The following is a 16,760-nucleotide window of genomic DNA, read 5'->3' as shown; positions in this document are numbered from 1 at the left end:
CATGTCGTTCAAAGATTGCGGTGCAGCCGAACGTTAAGACGCGGCGACCTGTTCGTCAGCGGCGGCGGTTGGGGCTTCCACACCCAGCCAGCCTGCGCAGTCCTTGAGCGCGCGCGCTGCCATCAGCTGGCGCTTCATGATGGTCTTGTCCTTGCCGCGGAAGCGCTTGACGCCTTCCGGCTTGACGATGGAACCGGGCGCGAGTTCGGGGAACAGGCCGAAATTGATGTTCATCGGCTGGAAGGAACGCTTACCCGGCTCATCGTTCGAGGACAGGTGGCCACCGGTGATGTGGTTGAGAAGCGAGCCGAGCGCGCTTGTCACCGGCGGTGCGATGAGGTCTTCGCCCTTGCGTTCGGCAGCGGCGAAACGACCGGCTAGCAGCCCGACCGAGGCACTTTCGACATAACCCTCGCAACCGGTGATCTGGCCGGCAAAGCGCAGGTCAGGGCGCGATTTCAACCGCAGGAACGGATCGAGCAGGATCGGGGAATCGATGTAGGTGTTGCGGTGCAGGCCACCGAGGCGGGCAAATTCCGCGTTTTCCAGGCCGGGGATCATGCGGAAGATATCCGCCTGCGCGCCATATTTCAGCTTCGTCTGGAAACCGACCATATTATAGAGCGTGCCGAGCGCATTGTCCTGCCGCAGCTGCACGACGGCATAGGCTTTCACCGTCGGGTTATGGGCGTTGGTCAGGCCCATCGGCTTCATCGGACCGTGGCGCAGGGTTTCGCGGCCGCGCTCCGCCATGATCTCGATCGGAAGGCAGCCGTCGAAATAGGGCGTGCCTTCCCATTCCTTGAAGCCGACGGTATCGCCCGCGATCAGCGCGTCGATGAAGGCGTTGTACTGCTCCTGCGTCATCGGGCAGTTGATGTAGTCCTTGCCCGTGCCGCCCGGGCCGACCTTGTCGTAGCGCGACTGATACCAGCAGATATCCATGTTGATGCTGTCGCGGTGGACGATGGGGGCGATGGCGTCAAAGAAGGCCAGCGCATCCTCGCCGGTTTCCGACTGGATGGCGGCGGCAAGATCCGGCGAGGTCAGCGGGCCGGTGGCGATGATGGTGTTGCCCCATTCCTTCGGCGGCAAGCCGTTCACCTCTTCGCGCACGATCGTCACCAGTGGGTGACTTTCAAGCGCAGCGGTGACGGCTTCGGAAAATCCGTCGCGATCGACGGCAAGCGCGCCGCCCGCCGGAACCTGATGTCGGTCGGCGCAGGCCATGATGAGTGAGCCAGCAAGACGCATTTCCGCATGGATGACGCCAACGGCGTTTGCGGTCGCATCGTCGGAGCGGAAGGAGTTCGAGCAGACGAGTTCCGCCAGCGTGTCGCCCTTGTGGGCATCCGTGCCGCGCACGCCGCGCATCTCGTGCAGGATAACGGGAACGCCGCTCTGGGCAATCTGCCACGCGGCTTCCGAGCCGGCCAGTCCGCCACCAACAACGTGAATGGGGGAATAAATCTTGTCTTGCATCGTCAGCCCATATGCCGCCGGGAAGCTCAAAGCCTCCATGACACGGCGTGTTATAAGTTTGAGTGTTTCGCGCAATCCTCAAAGGTGCGTCTTCGTGCCGATGCAGTAGCACAGGGTGGTTGTTTCAGCCAAATGGTTTTGCGGAAACGGGCCGTGTGACCAGAAGCGAAAACGGCGCGTGAAGCTTCACGTCGGGTTGCATCCGCACCCCGACATTCCGACCATGAGCCGGAAGCCGGTCATGCACGTATATGCCGTGAAAAGGCTCTTGTGTGATCAAAGACTTGATCGCCGTGGATTTCGGGTCGAGGCCGGAAGGACGGCGGATACATCGGGAGGTGAGCCCGCCCGGAATCAAAAACGGCGCCAGAGGCGCCGTTTCTTTACCTGTCGCTCAGTCATCGCGCCCTGGAGGTCGGGCAGCGAGATGACGCTTGACGCTGATTAGCGGAACGAACGGGCAGCAACGTTACGGATGTCGTAACGCGTCAGGCCAATGTCGTTCAGAGCCTGGTTGGAGAGGCTGCCGAGCTCGTTCATCGTGCGACGGTAGCTGATCCAGTTCTTTGCAATGCGAATCGGGTTCATGGTCTTTTCCTCAATCTTTGTGGTGTTGGTTGTCTGAATTTCGCGGCCGGCTCAGGGGTTGTTCTGCGCTCTCGGCTGTTGAGGTGTATATAGAGGCAACCAGCCATGTTTTGGAGTGCAGATTTTAAGCGACTGCCATGCATTTGTGCAGAGTGTCGGCTAATTTTGCGGCTATTGATGTGGGATGAGCGTTTTTTAAGCGAAAATGCCTGCTGAATGGACATTTGGAGGCCGGGCAGGGGCGTTCGGCCTGTTTTGCCGCACAGCATGGTGTCAAAAAAAGGAAATGGAGGGCGAGGAGGCGGTTAGGCGGGGCGCCGTGAACCGGCTAGCTCTGCTGATCGCGCACGTATCTGATGCCATTTGCATCATGGACGCGTGGTGGCGTGGGCGCCAGAAACAGAAAAGGCCGGAGGCGGGAAGCCTCTGGCCTTTTTGGGAGGTCGTATTCTTACGCCGCCAGATGCTGGCGGCGTTCGATATTACATGCCGACAGCGGTGCGAGCGACGCGACGGATGTCCTGACGGCCGATGCCGAGGTCGTTCAGTTCACGGTCGGTCATGCGGCCGAGTTCGGTTACGGTCTGACGGTACTTGCGCCAGTTGGTGAGCGAGCGTGCAATGTTCATGGTCATCTTCCTTTTCGTGTTGTCCAGTCCGCGGCCCGTCTTGGGAGGATGTGGCCTGCGCTGGACTTCGATCTCTGTATGACTGGAGATATAATCGTTTTAATCGAAACAAAAACAGACAAAGCGAGATGTCACCTATGCACGAGTTGCATGGCAAGGGCCGTGTCCGGTCGCATTCTGTGTTTCTGTGCCTAATTTGTGGCCATATTGGCCGTTTTAGGCCGTTGCGAGACCGTTCGCCATGTCGGGTGCAGCGTTTGGCGCAGCATCACTGTCGAGAACGGTCAACAACCGGCGTGTTGGTCGGGCGTGCGATCGTGGCCGGAAGATGATTCCCGTTCTGTCTTTCACGCATGGCCGACAGATGCTGGTCTGGCCGTGCGTGTTGCGCGTGCGCGGCCATATATATAGCGTCAGCGATACCCCTGCGGTTCGGTTTTTTTTGGCCCCGGTTTCCTGCTATTGCAGGGCTTCAGGTGCTGATCTCATTCGTAAGATGTCGAAAAGTAAGCCTGAAACGAATATGGCTGGAAAGCCGCGCTTGACCCTTCCTGAACATTGTGACATACCGCCGCCCAACGTGCGGGTATGGCGGAATTGGTAGACGCATTGGTTTTAGGTACCAACGCTTCGGCGTGGGAGTTCGAGTCTCTCTACCCGCACCACAAGCAAAGCTTGGCGGTGCCACGCTTGCGCCAGAGTATGCCGATATAGGCATGGGTCGGCGAGATGCAGGCTGGAACAGTGCGATGTCGGTTCGGCATCCGGTTTCCGGTCATGCAGGGCAGGGCGTCAGGTCTTGTCCAGCGCATTTTGCTGCGCGGGAGGTCTGACGGTTCGCAAGATGCCGTTTAAAATTTCCCCCACCCAAGCACATGTCAGGTGTCCGGCGTCTGTTTGTGCAATGAGAATTGAAGTCACGGCCGGTATCCATGTTTCCGGCGCAGTGCTCGAAAGTAAACCAACGGCTGTCTGAGCACCGCCGCCATGATTGTGAAGGTTTGAGAAAATGCAGGTTATCGAAACGCTCTCTGAAGGGCTGAAGCGCGAACTCAAGGTCGTTATCCCGGCTGCCGACATGAAGGCTCGTCTGGATGAGCGCCTGGTTGAGGCCAAGGACAAGGTTCGCATCAACGGTTTCCGTCCGGGCAAGGTACCGGCCGCTCATCTGAAGAAGATGTACGGCAAGTCCATCATGGCTGACCTCGTCAACGAACTCGTTCGCGAAAAGCCGTCTGAAATTCTCTCCAGCCGCGGCGAAAAGTCTGCAACGCAGCCGGCAATCGCCATGACCGAAGACGAGAAGGAAGCGGACAAGATCCTCGCAGCCGAAGTCGATTTCGAATTCACGGTGGCTTACGAAATCATCCCGGCAATCGAGCTGAAGTCCAACGACGGCATCAAGGTTACCCGCGAAGTTGTTGAAGTTTCCGAAGACGAGATCAACGAGCAGATCCTCAAGATCGCCGAAAGCGCTCGCTCCTACGAAACCAAGAAGGGCAAGGCCGCTGACGGCGACCGCGTCACCATGAACTACCTCGGCAAGGTTGACGGCGTTGCCTTTGACGGCGGCGCTGCCGAAGATGCCGAACTGGTTCTGGGTTCCGGCCGCTTCATCCCTGGCTTCGAAGACCAGCTGGTCGGCGTCAAGGCTGGCGACGAAAAGACCATCACCGTAACGTTCCCGGCTGATTACCCGGCTGCAAACCTTGCTGGCAAGGACGCGACCTTCGACATCACCGTCAAGGAAGTCGCTGCTGCCGCCGCCGTTGAAATCAACGACGAACTGGCGACCAAGCTCGGCCTCGAATCCGCTGAAAAGCTCAAGGAAATCGTCAAGGGTCAGATCGAAAGCCAGTACGGCAACATCACCCGCCAGAAGGTCAAGCGTCAGATCCTCGACCAGCTCGACGAGATGTACCAGTTCGAAACCCCGGCTGGCCTCGTGGACGCCGAGTTCGACAACATCTGGCGCCAGATCAACACCGATCTCGCACAGTCCGGCAAGACCTTTGCTGACGAAGACACGACCGAAGAAGAAGCTCGCGCCGAATACCGCAAGCTTGCTGAACGCCGCGTTCGTCTCGGCCTCGTTCTCTCCGAAATCGGCGAAAAGGCCGGCGTCGAAGTGACCGAAGAAGAGATGCAGCGCGCCCTGTTCCAGCAGCTGCAGCAGTTCCCTGGCCAGCAGAAGGAAATCCTCGATTTCTTCCGCAACACGCCCGGCGCTTCCGCTTCGCTGCGCGCTCCGATCTTCGAAGAAAAGGTCATCGACAAGCTGCTTTCCGAAATCTCGGTAACGGACAAGACCGTTTCCAAGGAAGAGCTGCTGGCTGACGACGCCGAAGAAGGCGAAAAGTCTGAAAAGAAGCCTGCGAAGAAGAAGGCTGCCAAGGCTGAAGCTGCCGAAGGCGAAGAAGCCGCTCCGAAGAAGAAGGCTCCTGCCAAGAAGAAGGCCGCTGAAGGCGACGCCGAATAATCTTCTTCAGCACACGCTGAATATACGAAAGGCCGTGGCGAAAGCTGCGGCCTTTTTTGTTTTGTTTTTTTGCATGGTGGGACGGATCAGTGATGGTTTTGGTCCATCTTGAACATTGCGGCGCCCATGAATACACATTGGCGTATGTCGATGATCGAAGACCTTGAGCAAATAGTGACAACGGTCCTTCCGACCGACCCCAGCTTCCGATCGATCGGACGCGAGGAATTGGATCGTCACATCAACGAGGCCCGTCAGAGCGCACTCGCAAACTCGAAGGACGATTTCCTGCTTTCCCTGATGCGCCTTCTCGCACTTCCGGGGAACGGACACACGCGGTTGATCCCAAACGATGCCATTGCCATTCTGCCTCTGAGGCTCGTGACCATCGGAACCGTTATACGACTGCTTGATGCCATGTCAGATTTCTCAGAGGCGATCGGGGGCGAGTTGATATCCGTCAATAGCGTTCCGACCGGCGAAATCGAACTCGCCGCAGAGAAATATCTGGCGGGGACGCCGCAACGAAAACGCGTTATCGGTCCAATCCTTTTCGCCTGGCCAGGTGCACTGCAGCGCCTGGGAGTTTTTTCGGGTGCTGACAAAATCGAGTACCGGATACGAAATGAGACGGGACGGATCAGCGAATTGTCTCTCGATACCGCAAATCTGGTTCGCGCATCCACATTCTACCCGCGAAATGAGCATGGAAAAGCCAACGCATTCTGGTCACCCAAGTCCTATTGGAAGATCAAAGACTTCGGCCAGTCCGGGATGCTCATGGTCCTTCCGAGTTTTTTCGATCCCGGTGAAACTGCACTTTCGGATGCGGTTGCCGAGGCAGCAGAATTCGTAAGATCGCGTCCGGTAAGTTCCTTGCTTATTGACGTTCGCGGAAATACGGGCGGCGACTTTCTGCGGACCATGCCTTTGATCGATGCGATCTCAGCGAGCATTGAAGATCGCCGGGTTGGTTTACTTGTCGACAAATTCACCTTCTCCGCCGCGATCGTCTTTGTCTCAATCCTGAAGCACCGTCTAGGAGAACGGCTCGTGCTTATTGGAGAAGAGATGGGGGACGGGCTGACATTCTTTGCGGAAGGGGGAACAATCGATCTATCGTCAAGCAGAGCGGTTGTTCGATATTCTTCAGCCTTTCATGATTGGGCCGGTGGGCGCTTCGACGAGACTACTCCAGCCGACATCGCTGAAAGAATCGTCCCGGTCGGAGCACTGGAACTGGACCATATCTGGGTCGCGGAGTCGGACGATACTGAAACGCTGGATCAGTTCTGCCGGGAGGTTTTCGACAGGCTGAACAACTAGACGACCGACCGTTTGGTCCGCAAAGCAGCCAGAAGGCGCAGTTCTCATCTGCAGTGTGATCGCACCGCACATCATTTTTGCTGCATGTGCGCTTGTTCATCTCCCGTTCATCTGGCACAATTGTGCACATGATTTCCCGGCTGCTTCGCGTGGCCGTAAAGGGGAATGCGGGCTGTCCTGATGGATGGCCGTCACGCCGACAATCTCGTTGGAGCAGACTTTTACCGCGCTTGCCGGGTTGAACCGGCACGCCCTTAAATGGCCTGGGGACAAGATATGCCGTTCCGCACATCGATGACCATTTTGTGCCTGTCGCTCGTCGCGTTCTGGGGAGCCGCAACACCGGCCAATGCCGACGAGGCACAGCTGATCTGGAAGCCGGTCAAGAATTCCAGCCGGTCCTATTCGGCGAGGCTGGGTGCGAAGCTGCCGGTCGAGACGCCCATTCGCGCCGGTCTTGAAATGGGCATGAACGCCTCGCAGACCGGGCGGGTGGTGGATACGCCGCTTCGTTTGTGGGGTAACATGTCGATTGCCTCGACCAACCTGCCGGGCGTGTCTCTGGCGCGTGACGTGGCGGTGATGTTCAACGCGCTCAACGGTTCCAGCAGCGTCACCATGACCTCGAAGCAGAAACACATCGTCACGCCGGAGCTCGATATCGAGGCGAACCGCAATTTCACGGTGCGTTACGATGGCTCGGCGCAACAATGGAGCGGACTTGATGTGTCGCAATCGCTGCGCCTGACGCGCTCGGAAACCGGCACCGCCTTCGTGCTGACGGGGGCCAGCCGCAACAGCTTCGAGGAGTTCTCGACCGGCGTGGCGGTGGAGCAGAAAATCGGCGATCACCTGTCGGTCAGCGGTACGCTCAATCAGGGTTTCGAGGATCGCTTCCGTCCCGGCGTGAGTGCGCGTTACAGTATTCGTTGGTAAGCTATGCCGGCATCACGGTTGTTTTGAAAACTCGTTTCACTCAAGTCATCCTCGCCCTTGAGTCGAGGATCGATGTTTCAGCGCGTTGTGGATCCTCGGGTCGAGCCCGAGGATAACTGCGGACAGGTTGGCGCATCTGCGCCGAAGATAGCCTCAGTCGAGCTTTTCACCCATGCGGTTCCAGGCATCCAGACCGGCAATCTTGTAGGCTTCGGCCAGTGTCGGGTAGTTGAAGGTGTTCTCGACGAAATATTCGACCGTGCCTTTGAGGTTCAGTACCGCCTGACCGATATGCACGAGTTCAGTCGCGCCTTCGCCGACGATGTGAACGCCGAGAAGGCGGCGGGTTTTCAGCGAGAAGATCATTTTCAACAGGCCGCTGTCGAGGCCCATGATGTGGCCGCGTGACGTCTCGCGGAAATGGGCGATTCCGCATTCATAGGGAATGCCGCGCTCCTGCACTTCCTGTTCGGTCAGGCCGCAGGTGGAAATTTCCGGCACGGCATAGATGCCGTAGGGGAAGAACTGCGGCGGTTCGCCAGCCGGAGCGCCGACGGCATGGCGGGCAGCGAGGCGCCCCTGTTCCATGGAGGTGGAGGCAAGACTTGGAAAGCCGATGATGTCACCTGCGGCATAGATGTTCGGCACCGAGGTCTGGAAAGTGACCGGATCGACCTTCAGGCGGCCGCGATTGTCCGCCTCCAGCCCGCAGGCAGCAAGGTTCAGCGTATCGGTTGCGCCGACGCGGCCTGCCGCAAACAGTACCGTCTCCGCCTTCAGGACGCGGCCGTTGCCCAGCGATACCAGGCATTTGCCGCTGGCGTCGCGCTCGACCTTTTCCGCCTTCTGGCCGAAGATCAGCTTCATGTTGCGGTCGCGCAGCTGGTAGGTGAAATCCTCGACGATTTCCTTGTCGATGAATTCCAGCATCGTATCACGCGGCTCAATCACCGTGACCTGGGTGTCGAGCGCGCTGAAGATGGTGGCGTATTCGATACCGATGACGCCGGCGCCGACGACGATCATCGAGCGCGGCAGTTCCTTGATCTCGAGGATTTCATCCGAATCGAGCACCGCCTCGCCGTCGAAGGGAATGTGCGGCGGGCGATAGGGACGGGTGCCGATGGTCAGAAGAATAGAGGTACCGGTGACGCTCATGATCTCGCCGTCGTTCTTGACGATCTTCAGCGTGTTGGCATCCTCGAAACTTGCCGTGCCGCGAATGTGCTGCACACGGTTGCGGGCGAACTGGTGTTCCAGAACCTCGACTTCATGGTCGAGCGTGATCAGCAGGCGGCGGCGCAGGTCTTCCGCATCGATCTCCTGCTTGACGCGGTAGGAGCGGCCGTAAAAGCCACGCTCGCGCCAGCCCGTGAGATTGAGAGCGGTTTCGCGCAAGGTCTTGGAAGGAATGGTGCCGGTGTGAACGGAGACGCCGCCGACGCGGGTACCCTTCTCCACCACCAGAACCTTTTTTTCCAGCTTGGCGGCCTGAATGGCGGCACGCCTTCCCGCCGGACCGCTACCGACAACAATCAGATCGAACTGGTGCATGAAAAACCCCGGACATAAAATGCTTTGAGATGACCGGAGCTGCTGTCCGGCCTTGGCGTCGCTGCGAAACGGGCATGATGCCCCTTCGACGGTGGGAACGATTCCCATGAGCCTTGCCCGCAAGAGTGCAATGCAACAAACGCCTGCGTCAATGTGTAGCGGAAGATTCTGACGGATTCGTAACCGGAACGGGCAATCGCTGTCTTGCGAGGGAGAAAAGAGGTGCACAGGCAACGTGCGCGTTTACCCCGCCACGATATCATCGTGCGGGTTTTGCGATCTTTGGCGGACGGGAATGACCCGGCTGCGCGGGATATGGACTGGTGTGGATCGGATGCTGTCGCGCAACCGGGCACTGTCACGATTGCCGTATCTCGCAACAGGCTGTGCACCGCCTGTCACGAAATTGCCCTGTCGTCACGAACGCGCCACCGTTCCCATCAGGACTATCCCTCGATGCTCGCCACGTCTGGCATGCATCCGGCAGGACTGATGCCAGACTAACATCGCGGCTGGAGCCGTGGAAAAGCGGGGATGATCCGGGGTCAGCCGTTCCTGTCGGCGACCTTGCTGTGAAGATGCGCCAGCTCCTGCCGGAGTGCTGCAAGTTCGGCCAACACCTTCATGTCGATCTTTTCGTGCAACGACAGCACTTCCAGTTCGGACTTGAGATTGACCTCGTAGTCCTTGGCCGCTTCGAAACGGTCACGCGCCGCCTGCCGGTTCTGCGACATCATGATGATCGGCGCCTGAATGGCGGCGAGCATGGACAGGAGAAGGTTGAGGAAGATGAAAGGGTAGGGGTCGAAGGCGCCGGTGGTGAGAACGATAGTGTTGACGACTGCCCAGAAGATCAGGAACAGGCAGAAGCTGACGATGAAGCCCCAGGAGCCGCCGACCCTGGCAATGCCGTCGGCCAGCCTGTCGCCGAAGCTTGCACCAGCGGAAAACGCCGCATTCGTGTCCGTCGAGATCAACTGCTTCCGATGCGACAGTTCCAGGATGCGCCGCTCCACTTCACCGATCTCGCGGGACGAGCGTTTGAAATGCGAAATGATATAGTCGGAGATATCTGACACGGCGGAACCCCGCTTGGCTTTTTAATGTACCAAGACATAAGCCCGCATGGCAGCGGAATTCAATTGATTTCCGTGCCATGCGGGCCGGCGTCCCTCGCCGATCTGTCATCCGGCTACTGGTATCAGACGGATGGAGCCGCGTCGTTCAGCCAGTTGAAGCCTGGGAAGAAGCGTTCACGGCCATATTGCTTGCCAAACATCATGTCGAACTGCAGCAGGCGATAATCGCTGACCGTCTGTGGCACGTCGTTGGGGGCGGTCGACCAGTCGGGCAGGGCATCGCCATCCTTCGTCACCAGCATATGCCGGTCGATGACGGAGAACTTGTCCTGAACCTTGCCCAGCGTGCCTGTGTAGAAGGGATCGGAAAAACCGGCAGTCTTCAGGATGTGGTAAGGCAGCAGTGCGGGGCTGATCGTGCCGATGTTCTTGCGCACGCCCTTGGTCGAGGACCAGACGACGAGCGGTGTTTCATGTTCCTGTTTCATCACATCGAGCGGCGCACGGCGGCTTGCCACCATGCCCGGCATGTAGCCGCTTTCCATGAAGGTGCGGCCAAGCGGCGGAAGGTGATCGCCGAACAGGACGATGATGGTTTCACGGTCGCGTTTCTTGGCCCACTTCATCAGCTTGACCAGAGCCTCGTCGGCTTCTGCCACGCCCTGCGTATAGGTGGCGAGCGCCTGCGATGCGGGTGCGGAGAGATTGCCGTTGATGCCGATGGTGTTGGCGGCATAACGGTCTGCCTCGTAGGGGCCGTGTCCCTGCAGGGTGACGGCGAAAAGGAACAGCGGGTTCGACGCCTTGTCGGCGGTCGCCATGATCTCGTCCATCAGCGCGTCGTCGGAGGCGAAGTTGCCGCGCTTTTCCATGGCAGGCAGCGTTTCTTCCGAGCGGAACTCCTCAAAGCCGAAGTTTTTGTACACTTCCTTGCGGTTCCAGAACCATTCCTGGAACGGATGCACGGCAATGGCCGAATACCCTTCGCCACGGAAGAAGCTGGCGAGCGAGGGTACGGGACGGCGGATATATTGCTGATAGGGAATGCTGCCATAGGGAAGGAAGGCGTTGGAGAAGCCCGTCAGCGCCTCGAATTCGACGTTCGCGGTCATGCCGCCGAACTCCGGCGAGAAGACGTTGCCGGACTGTCTGGCGCGGATCGTCGGCATCGGGTCGGCGGAGTACTCGACGTTCGTCAGCCGGGTCGGATCCCAAAGGGATTCGCTCATCAGCATGATAATGTCGGGGTAATCGCTTGTGTTGGCCGCAAAGGCCGAGGAATCCGGCATCAGGTCGGCGATGGTATTTTCGCCGTAACCTTCCGGCGCGGAAACGTTTGCCATCGGAATGTTGAAGGCAAAGGCCAGCAGGAAGCCGTTGTGGCGATAGTTTTCTTTCTGGTCCCACATCATGGGAATGATGTTGAGACGGTCGCGCAGCCAGGAATAATGCGAATAGTCCATCAGCGCGCCGAGGCCGGTCAGCAGCGGCAGGGCAAGTGCAAGGCTGAAGGCGCGCTCGCGCCAGCGCAGCGCAGGCGTGTATCTGCGAACGGCGATCCAGAGGGATGCGAGGAGAGCGACGGCGGCAACGATGCCTAGGCCGACGAGTGCGGCCATCAGCGGCTGGGCTTTCAGCATGGTCGGCAGAAGTTCGACGATCTGGCGGCCGAACAACAGGTCCGACGGGTACAGCGGATCGGACAGGTATGTCTGCTTCTGCGCGGAGATCAGCCCTATCAGCAAGAGTGTGGGTGCCACGATGACAAGCGAGAGATAACGACGGCCGAAAACGGCATCGAGTGCTGCTAGAAGGAGAACCAGCGCGGCAATGGTGGTGAGGCCGGGGCGGGCGGCGGATGTCAGAAACGTGCCGACATCGTTCAGCGTGCCGCGTGCGATCCATTCCAGCGCGATGATTGCAAGAATAGCCGCCACCGTCAGGTTTACCGCTGCGGTGGCGACTGTCGCGCCTTTCGAAAGGCCGCGTGTCACGGCAAAGGAAAAGACAGACCTAGCCTTTTCGGAAGCCGTTGTTTCTGGCGCCGAATTTCTCAAACTCTTAAACTCCGGTATGCGTACGCGACGTCACGAAACAGAATGAATCGGATGTCGCAAAAGTGTCATGTAACTGTCACATAAGCGGAATGAATGCGACATGAACTTTGCGTTCAGGTACGGATGCGGCGATAACCTCTGCGTGAACGCCGATGATGATGCGGACCATGCATTTGCCGCGTTGCGGAGCAGGCGCGGGCGGGGTAATGAAGAGCCATGAGCGACAGACAGACCACTCCGAACCATCTCCGGATTGCCGTCGGGCAGTTCAATCCCACAGTCGGCGACGTGGCGGGCAATCTCGCCAGGGCGCGTGAGGCAAGAGCCGATGCTGCCAGCCAAGGCGCTGATCTTCTGCTTCTGACGGAGCTGTTCATTTCCGGCTATCCGCCGGAAGACCTTGTGCTGAAACCCGCTTTCCTGAAGGCTTGCCTCAAGGCGGTCGAGGAACTGGCGGCGGACACGGCCGATGGCGGTCCGGGCGTCATCATCGGTTTTCCGCGGCAGGGCGAAACGGGGCGGCACAATTCGGTGGCGCTTCTCGATGGCGGCAACATCATTGCGCTGCGCGACAAGATCGATCTGCCGAACTACGGCGAGTTCGATGAAAAGCGCGTCTTTTCCGAAGGTTCGATTTCCGGTCCCTATAATTTCCGTGGTGTCAGGATCGGTATTCCGATCTGCGAGGAAATCTGGAACGACATGGGCGTGTGCGAGACGCTGGCCGAAAGCGGCGCCGAGCTTCTGCTCGTGCCGAACGGGTCGCCCTATTATCGCGGCAAACTCGATGTTCGCCATCAGGTCGCGCTGAAACAGGTCATCGAAAGCGGCCTGCCGCTGATTTTCGCCAACCAGCTTGGGGGGCAGGACGAGCTTGTCTTCGACGGCGCGAGCTTCGCTTTCAATGCCGACAGGACGCTCGCCTTCCAGATGAGCCAGTTCGAGGCAACGCTGGCGGTGACGGACTGGAAACGCACGGACGATGGCTGGCACTGCGAAAGCGGCCCGTTCTCGAAAATTCCGGAAGGCGAGGAAGCCGATTATCGCGCCTGCCTGCTCGGCTTTCGCGATTACGTCAACAAGAACGGCTTCAAGAGCGTCGTGCTTGGTCTGTCCGGCGGTATCGATTCGGCTATCTGTGCGGCGATCGCCGTCGATGCGCTTGGCGAGGAGCGTGTTCGCTGCATCATGCTGCCGTACCGCTATACCTCGGAAGATTCGCTCAAAGATGCCGCCGAATGCGCCAAGGCGCTGGGCTGCCGTTACGATATCGTGCCGATTGCCGAGCCGGTGGATGGTTTCATGTCGGCGCTTTCCGATCTGTTCGAAGGGACGGAAGAGGGCATCACCGAAGAGAACCTGCAAAGCCGTGCACGCGGCACCATTCTGATGGCCGTTTCGAACAAGTTCGGTTCCATGGTGGTGACGACCGGCAACAAGTCGGAAATGTCGGTAGGTTACGCCACGCTTTACGGCGACATGAACGGCGGCTTTAACCCGATCAAGGATCTGTACAAGATGCAGGTCTATGCGATCTCGAAATGGCGTAACGGCCATGTGCCGCCGGGTGCACTCGGGCCTTCGGGCGAGGTCATTCCGCAGAACATCATTTCAAAGGCGCCGTCCGCCGAGCTTCGCCCCAACCAGACCGACCAGGATTCGCTGCCGCCTTATCCGGTGCTGGACGATATTCTCGAATGCCTGGTCGAGCAGGAAATGTCGGTTGAGGACATCGTGGCGCGCGGGCATGACGTCGCGACTGTGCATCGCATCGAGCATCTGCTCTATCTCGCCGAATACAAGCGTCGCCAGTCCGCGCCGGGCGTGAAGATCACCAAGAAGAATTTTGGTCGCGACCGACGTTATCCGATCACGAACCGGTTCCGGGATCGGTGATGCTGGCTGCTGGATAGAAATTTACACCGTCACGCCGGACTTGATCCGGCATCCAGCCATGGCGCGTCTGTGCCATGAGAGGAGTCTTCCGCGATCAAGGACTTGATCGCACTGGACCCCGGATCAAGTCCGGGGTGACGGAGTGGGCGGGGGCGCTTTAGATCCGATCAACGGCACGAGTTTCTCCGCGCCGTCAATCATGTCGCTTAAACGACCTGTCCCACATCGATGCGGTTGCCGTCCGGGTCTTCGAAAACGAAGGCGCGCAGGCCGTAGTCCTTGTCCTGCAGACCCTTGATGATGCGAAGACCGTGCTGTTTGCAGAGGGCGTGCAGCGCATCGACATCGCTCACCATCATATGCGCAATGTTAAAGGGGGCTGCCTTGTGCGATGGCTGCAAAGTGAGGTGCAGTTCCGCATTGCCCTGCTTCAGGATCATGAAGCCGACAGGATTGCCGTTCTCGAAGGTTTTGGTGAAGCCGAGTACGCCCACGTAAAAATCATGGGCCTTTTCGATGTTCTTGACCGGAAGCATTGCGGCGATCCGGCCAAACCGGATGCCTTGATCGGCGATGGTGTTCATCGCGAACCTCTGGATTTGGGAGAGAGGGCGAGGGACGCGGACGGTGCCGGTGCGCTGCCATGCTCCTTGTGTGGATTTGCAGGGCGGTGCCTGCGATGTTGCGACCATAACGCCCGCGATGGGCTATGCAAGCGGCAAATGTTTCGGCCATAGTGCGCGGCGATGACGAAGTGGAGGCAGCATGCGCAGTTCGATCGAAATCTACAATATCCGTACCCGTGAAGCGCGGATGGTCTGGCAGACGCCGGAGCTTTTCGAGGCACCGAACTGGTCGCCGGATGGACAATACCTGCTGCTCAATGCCGACGGACTGCTTTACCGCCTGTCTCTTTCCGGTGATGTTCCCCCGCAAAAGGTCGATACCGGTTTTGCGACGATCTGCAACAATGATCACGGCATCTCGCCTGACGGGTCGCTTTATGCGATTTCGGACAAGGTGGAGTTCGGCAAAAGCGCCATTTATCTGCTGCCGTCCTCCGGCGGCGTGCCACGGTTGATGACGAAAAATCTGCCGTCCTACTGGCATGGCTGGTCGCCGGATGGAAAAAGCTTCGCGTACTGCGGCATTCGCGATCAGGTTTTTGATATCTATTCCATGGAGATCGAAACCGGCATTGAGACGCGGCTGACGCATGGCGAGGGCCGCAACGACGGGCCGGATTATTCCACGGACGGTGCTTGGATCTATTTCAACTCCAGCCGCACCGGGCGGATGCAGATCTGGCGCGTGAGAACTGACGGGTCGGTGGTCGAGCGTATCACCGACAGCCAGTACGGCGACTGGTTCCCGCACCCGTCACCGAAAGGCGACAAGGTGGTGTTCATTTCCTATGATGGCGATGTGTTCGACCATCCCCGCGATCTCGATGTGCGGGTGCGGCTGATGGACCCTGATGGCGGCAACGTGGAAACGCTGTTCGAGCTGTTTGGCGGGCAGGGCACGATGAATTCTCCCAACTGGTCTCCGGATGGCGATGAGTTCGCCTATGTGCGGTATTTCCCGGTTCGGTGAGGCGTTCTTTCCGTCATGCCGGAGCCTATCCCGCATGACGCTTGCATTCCTTTTCTATCATGTCCATAACCCGGGGCATCAGGTGCCTGCCAAGCGGCGGGAGAATCGGGAATCCGGTGCAGATCCGGAACGTGCCCAGCGCTGTAAGGCGGACGCCAGTTTTTCATGCCACTGAAGTCAATTCGGGAAGGCGAAGCGGGCGGATGAAGCCAAGTCAGAAGACCGGCCTGATACGATAGACCGACCCGCGCGGACGGCGGAAGGTTGTTGAGGCTGGTGCGTCGCGAGCGCGCCGTGCCGCTGCATTGTTGGGGATAAACGATGCTACACGATGACGTCCGCAGGGCCATGCGCCCGGCCGGTGAATTTTCCGAAGACGACAAGGCGGCGGTGTACCGCGCCATCGAAACGCGCCGTGACGTGCGCGACGAGTTCCTGCCCGATCCCTTGCCGGACGATCTGGTGGAGCGGTTGCTGAATGCCGCGCATGCTGCACCGTCCGTCGGTTTCATGCAGCCGTGGAATTTCACGCTTGTCACCGATGGCGCGATCAAGCAGGCGGCCTGGGTGGCGTTCTGCCGTGCCAACGAGGAAGCGGCGGCGATGTTTTCCGGCGAGCGGCAGGCGCTGTACCGCCAGCTGAAACTGCAGGGCGTTCGCAAGGCGCCGCTGAACATCTGCGTCACCTGCGATCCGACGCGTGGCGGAGAGGTGGTGCTGGGACGCACCCATAACCCGCGTACCGATGTCTATTCCACCGTCTGCGCTATTCAGAACCTCTGGCTTGCGGCGCGTGCAGAAGGTGTCGGCGTCGGCTGGCTGAGCATTTTCCACGACAGCGATATCCGTGCCATTCTCGATATCCCCGATCACATCGAAATTGTCGCATGGCTCTGCGTCGGCCGCGTCAACGAGCTTTATGCCGAGCCGGAGCTTGCGGTGAAGGGCTGGCGGCAGCGCCTGCCGCTCGAGGAACTGGTGTTCAGGAACGGCTGGGGAAATCGTTGAGAGCGGAGCGGGATGAAAGCCTTGCGCAGGTAGAAAAGCTGACTCGACCTTGAAGGGCCTTGCACCCTCGACGTCATCCTCGGATGTGACCGGGAAAACCATCACCACTTCCCAACGTGGATCCTCGCCT

Annotated in this window: 13 protein-coding genes, 1 tRNA gene and 1 riboswitch; of the genes, 7 read left to right on the top strand and 7 right to left on the bottom strand. The window is 59.0% G+C overall.

From position 1 onward, the window contains the following. Positions 1-33: 33 nt before the first annotated feature. From trmFO to N7578_RS16740, 3 genes are all read right to left on the bottom strand, one after another. Positions 34-1,482 carry a methylenetetrahydrofolate--tRNA-(uracil(54)-C(5))-methyltransferase (FADH(2)-oxidizing) TrmFO gene (gene trmFO / locus N7578_RS16750; RefSeq protein WP_311111400.1) on the bottom strand — a complete coding sequence of 483 codons (1,449 nt, stop codon included), beginning with the start codon at positions 1,480-1,482 and terminating at the stop codon, positions 34-36. 444 nt (positions 1,483-1,926) lie between these two features. Next, complete coding sequence (locus N7578_RS16745) at positions 1,927-2,070, bottom strand: DUF1127 domain-containing protein (protein ID WP_311111399.1); 144 nt, start codon at positions 2,068-2,070, stop codon at positions 1,927-1,929. Between the two features lie 482 nt (positions 2,071-2,552). Beyond that, on the bottom strand, positions 2,553-2,699 hold the full coding sequence (locus N7578_RS16740; RefSeq protein WP_178340833.1) for a DUF1127 domain-containing protein: 147 nt from the start codon (positions 2,697-2,699) through the stop codon (positions 2,553-2,555). A 582-nt stretch (positions 2,700-3,281) separates the two neighbouring features. Here N7578_RS16740 and N7578_RS16735 point away from each other — a divergent pair. The 4 genes from N7578_RS16735 (at position 3,282) to N7578_RS16720 (ending at position 7,440) form a co-directional block, all read left to right on the top strand. Beyond that, positions 3,282-3,364, top strand: a tRNA-Leu gene (locus tag N7578_RS16735). Between the two features lie 344 nt (positions 3,365-3,708). Beyond that, positions 3,709-5,178, top strand: a complete 1,470-nt coding sequence (gene tig / locus N7578_RS16730; protein ID WP_311111398.1) for a trigger factor — start codon at positions 3,709-3,711, stop codon at positions 5,176-5,178. A gap of 150 nt (positions 5,179-5,328) precedes the next feature. Further along, positions 5,329-6,504 (top strand): peptidase S41, encoded by a 1,176-nt coding sequence (locus tag N7578_RS16725; RefSeq protein WP_311111397.1) that lies wholly within the window; start codon positions 5,329-5,331, stop codon positions 6,502-6,504. A gap of 276 nt (positions 6,505-6,780) precedes the next feature. After that, positions 6,781-7,440, top strand: a complete 660-nt coding sequence (locus N7578_RS16720; RefSeq protein WP_422646730.1) for a hypothetical protein — start codon at positions 6,781-6,783, stop codon at positions 7,438-7,440. Positions 7,441-7,593: 153 nt separating this feature from the next. Here N7578_RS16720 and sthA read toward each other — a convergent pair whose 3' ends face one another. The 3 genes from sthA to N7578_RS16705 form a co-directional block, all read right to left on the bottom strand. After that, positions 7,594-8,994, bottom strand: coding sequence for a Si-specific NAD(P)(+) transhydrogenase (gene sthA, locus N7578_RS16715; protein ID WP_311111396.1), 1,401 nt, complete (start codon positions 8,992-8,994; stop codon positions 7,594-7,596). Between the two features lie 545 nt (positions 8,995-9,539). After that, positions 9,540-10,073: a DUF1003 domain-containing protein gene (locus tag N7578_RS16710; RefSeq protein ID WP_311111395.1), complete on the bottom strand. Its 534-nt coding sequence runs from the start codon at positions 10,071-10,073 to the stop codon at positions 9,540-9,542. Positions 10,074-10,195: 122 nt separating this feature from the next. Then, positions 10,196-12,130 (bottom strand): LTA synthase family protein, encoded by a 1,935-nt coding sequence (locus N7578_RS16705; RefSeq protein WP_311111394.1) that lies wholly within the window; start codon positions 12,128-12,130, stop codon positions 10,196-10,198. 216 nt (positions 12,131-12,346) lie between these two features. Between N7578_RS16705 and N7578_RS16700 the strand changes: the two genes are divergently transcribed. Then, positions 12,347-14,026 carry an NAD+ synthase gene (locus N7578_RS16700; protein ID WP_311111393.1) on the top strand — a complete coding sequence of 560 codons (1,680 nt, stop codon included), beginning with the start codon at positions 12,347-12,349 and terminating at the stop codon, positions 14,024-14,026. Between the two features lie 206 nt (positions 14,027-14,232). On the opposite strand, the gene N7578_RS16695 is transcribed toward N7578_RS16700, so the two are convergent. Further along, positions 14,233-14,610: a glyoxalase superfamily protein gene (locus N7578_RS16695; protein ID WP_311111392.1), complete on the bottom strand. Its 378-nt coding sequence runs from the start codon at positions 14,608-14,610 to the stop codon at positions 14,233-14,235. A 181-nt stretch (positions 14,611-14,791) separates the two neighbouring features. Here N7578_RS16695 and N7578_RS16690 point away from each other — a divergent pair, with 181 nt between their 5' ends. Continuing rightward, entirely contained in the window at positions 14,792-15,622 is an 831-nt protein-coding gene (locus N7578_RS16690; protein WP_311111391.1) for a TolB family protein, read from the top strand. 63 nt (positions 15,623-15,685) lie between these two features. Further along, positions 15,686-15,868: riboswitch (cobalamin riboswitch) on the top strand. A gap of 75 nt (positions 15,869-15,943) precedes the next feature. Then, on the top strand, positions 15,944-16,630 hold the full coding sequence (gene bluB / locus N7578_RS16685) for a 5,6-dimethylbenzimidazole synthase (protein WP_311111390.1): 687 nt from the start codon (positions 15,944-15,946) through the stop codon (positions 16,628-16,630). The last annotated feature ends 130 nt before the right edge of the window (positions 16,631-16,760 follow it).

The sequence above is a fragment of the Agrobacterium tumefaciens genome, from assembly GCF_031801495.1.
GTDB lineage: Bacteria > Pseudomonadota > Alphaproteobacteria > Rhizobiales > Rhizobiaceae > Agrobacterium > Agrobacterium tumefaciens_K.
This window is presented reverse-complemented; position numbering and strand designations above follow the sequence as displayed.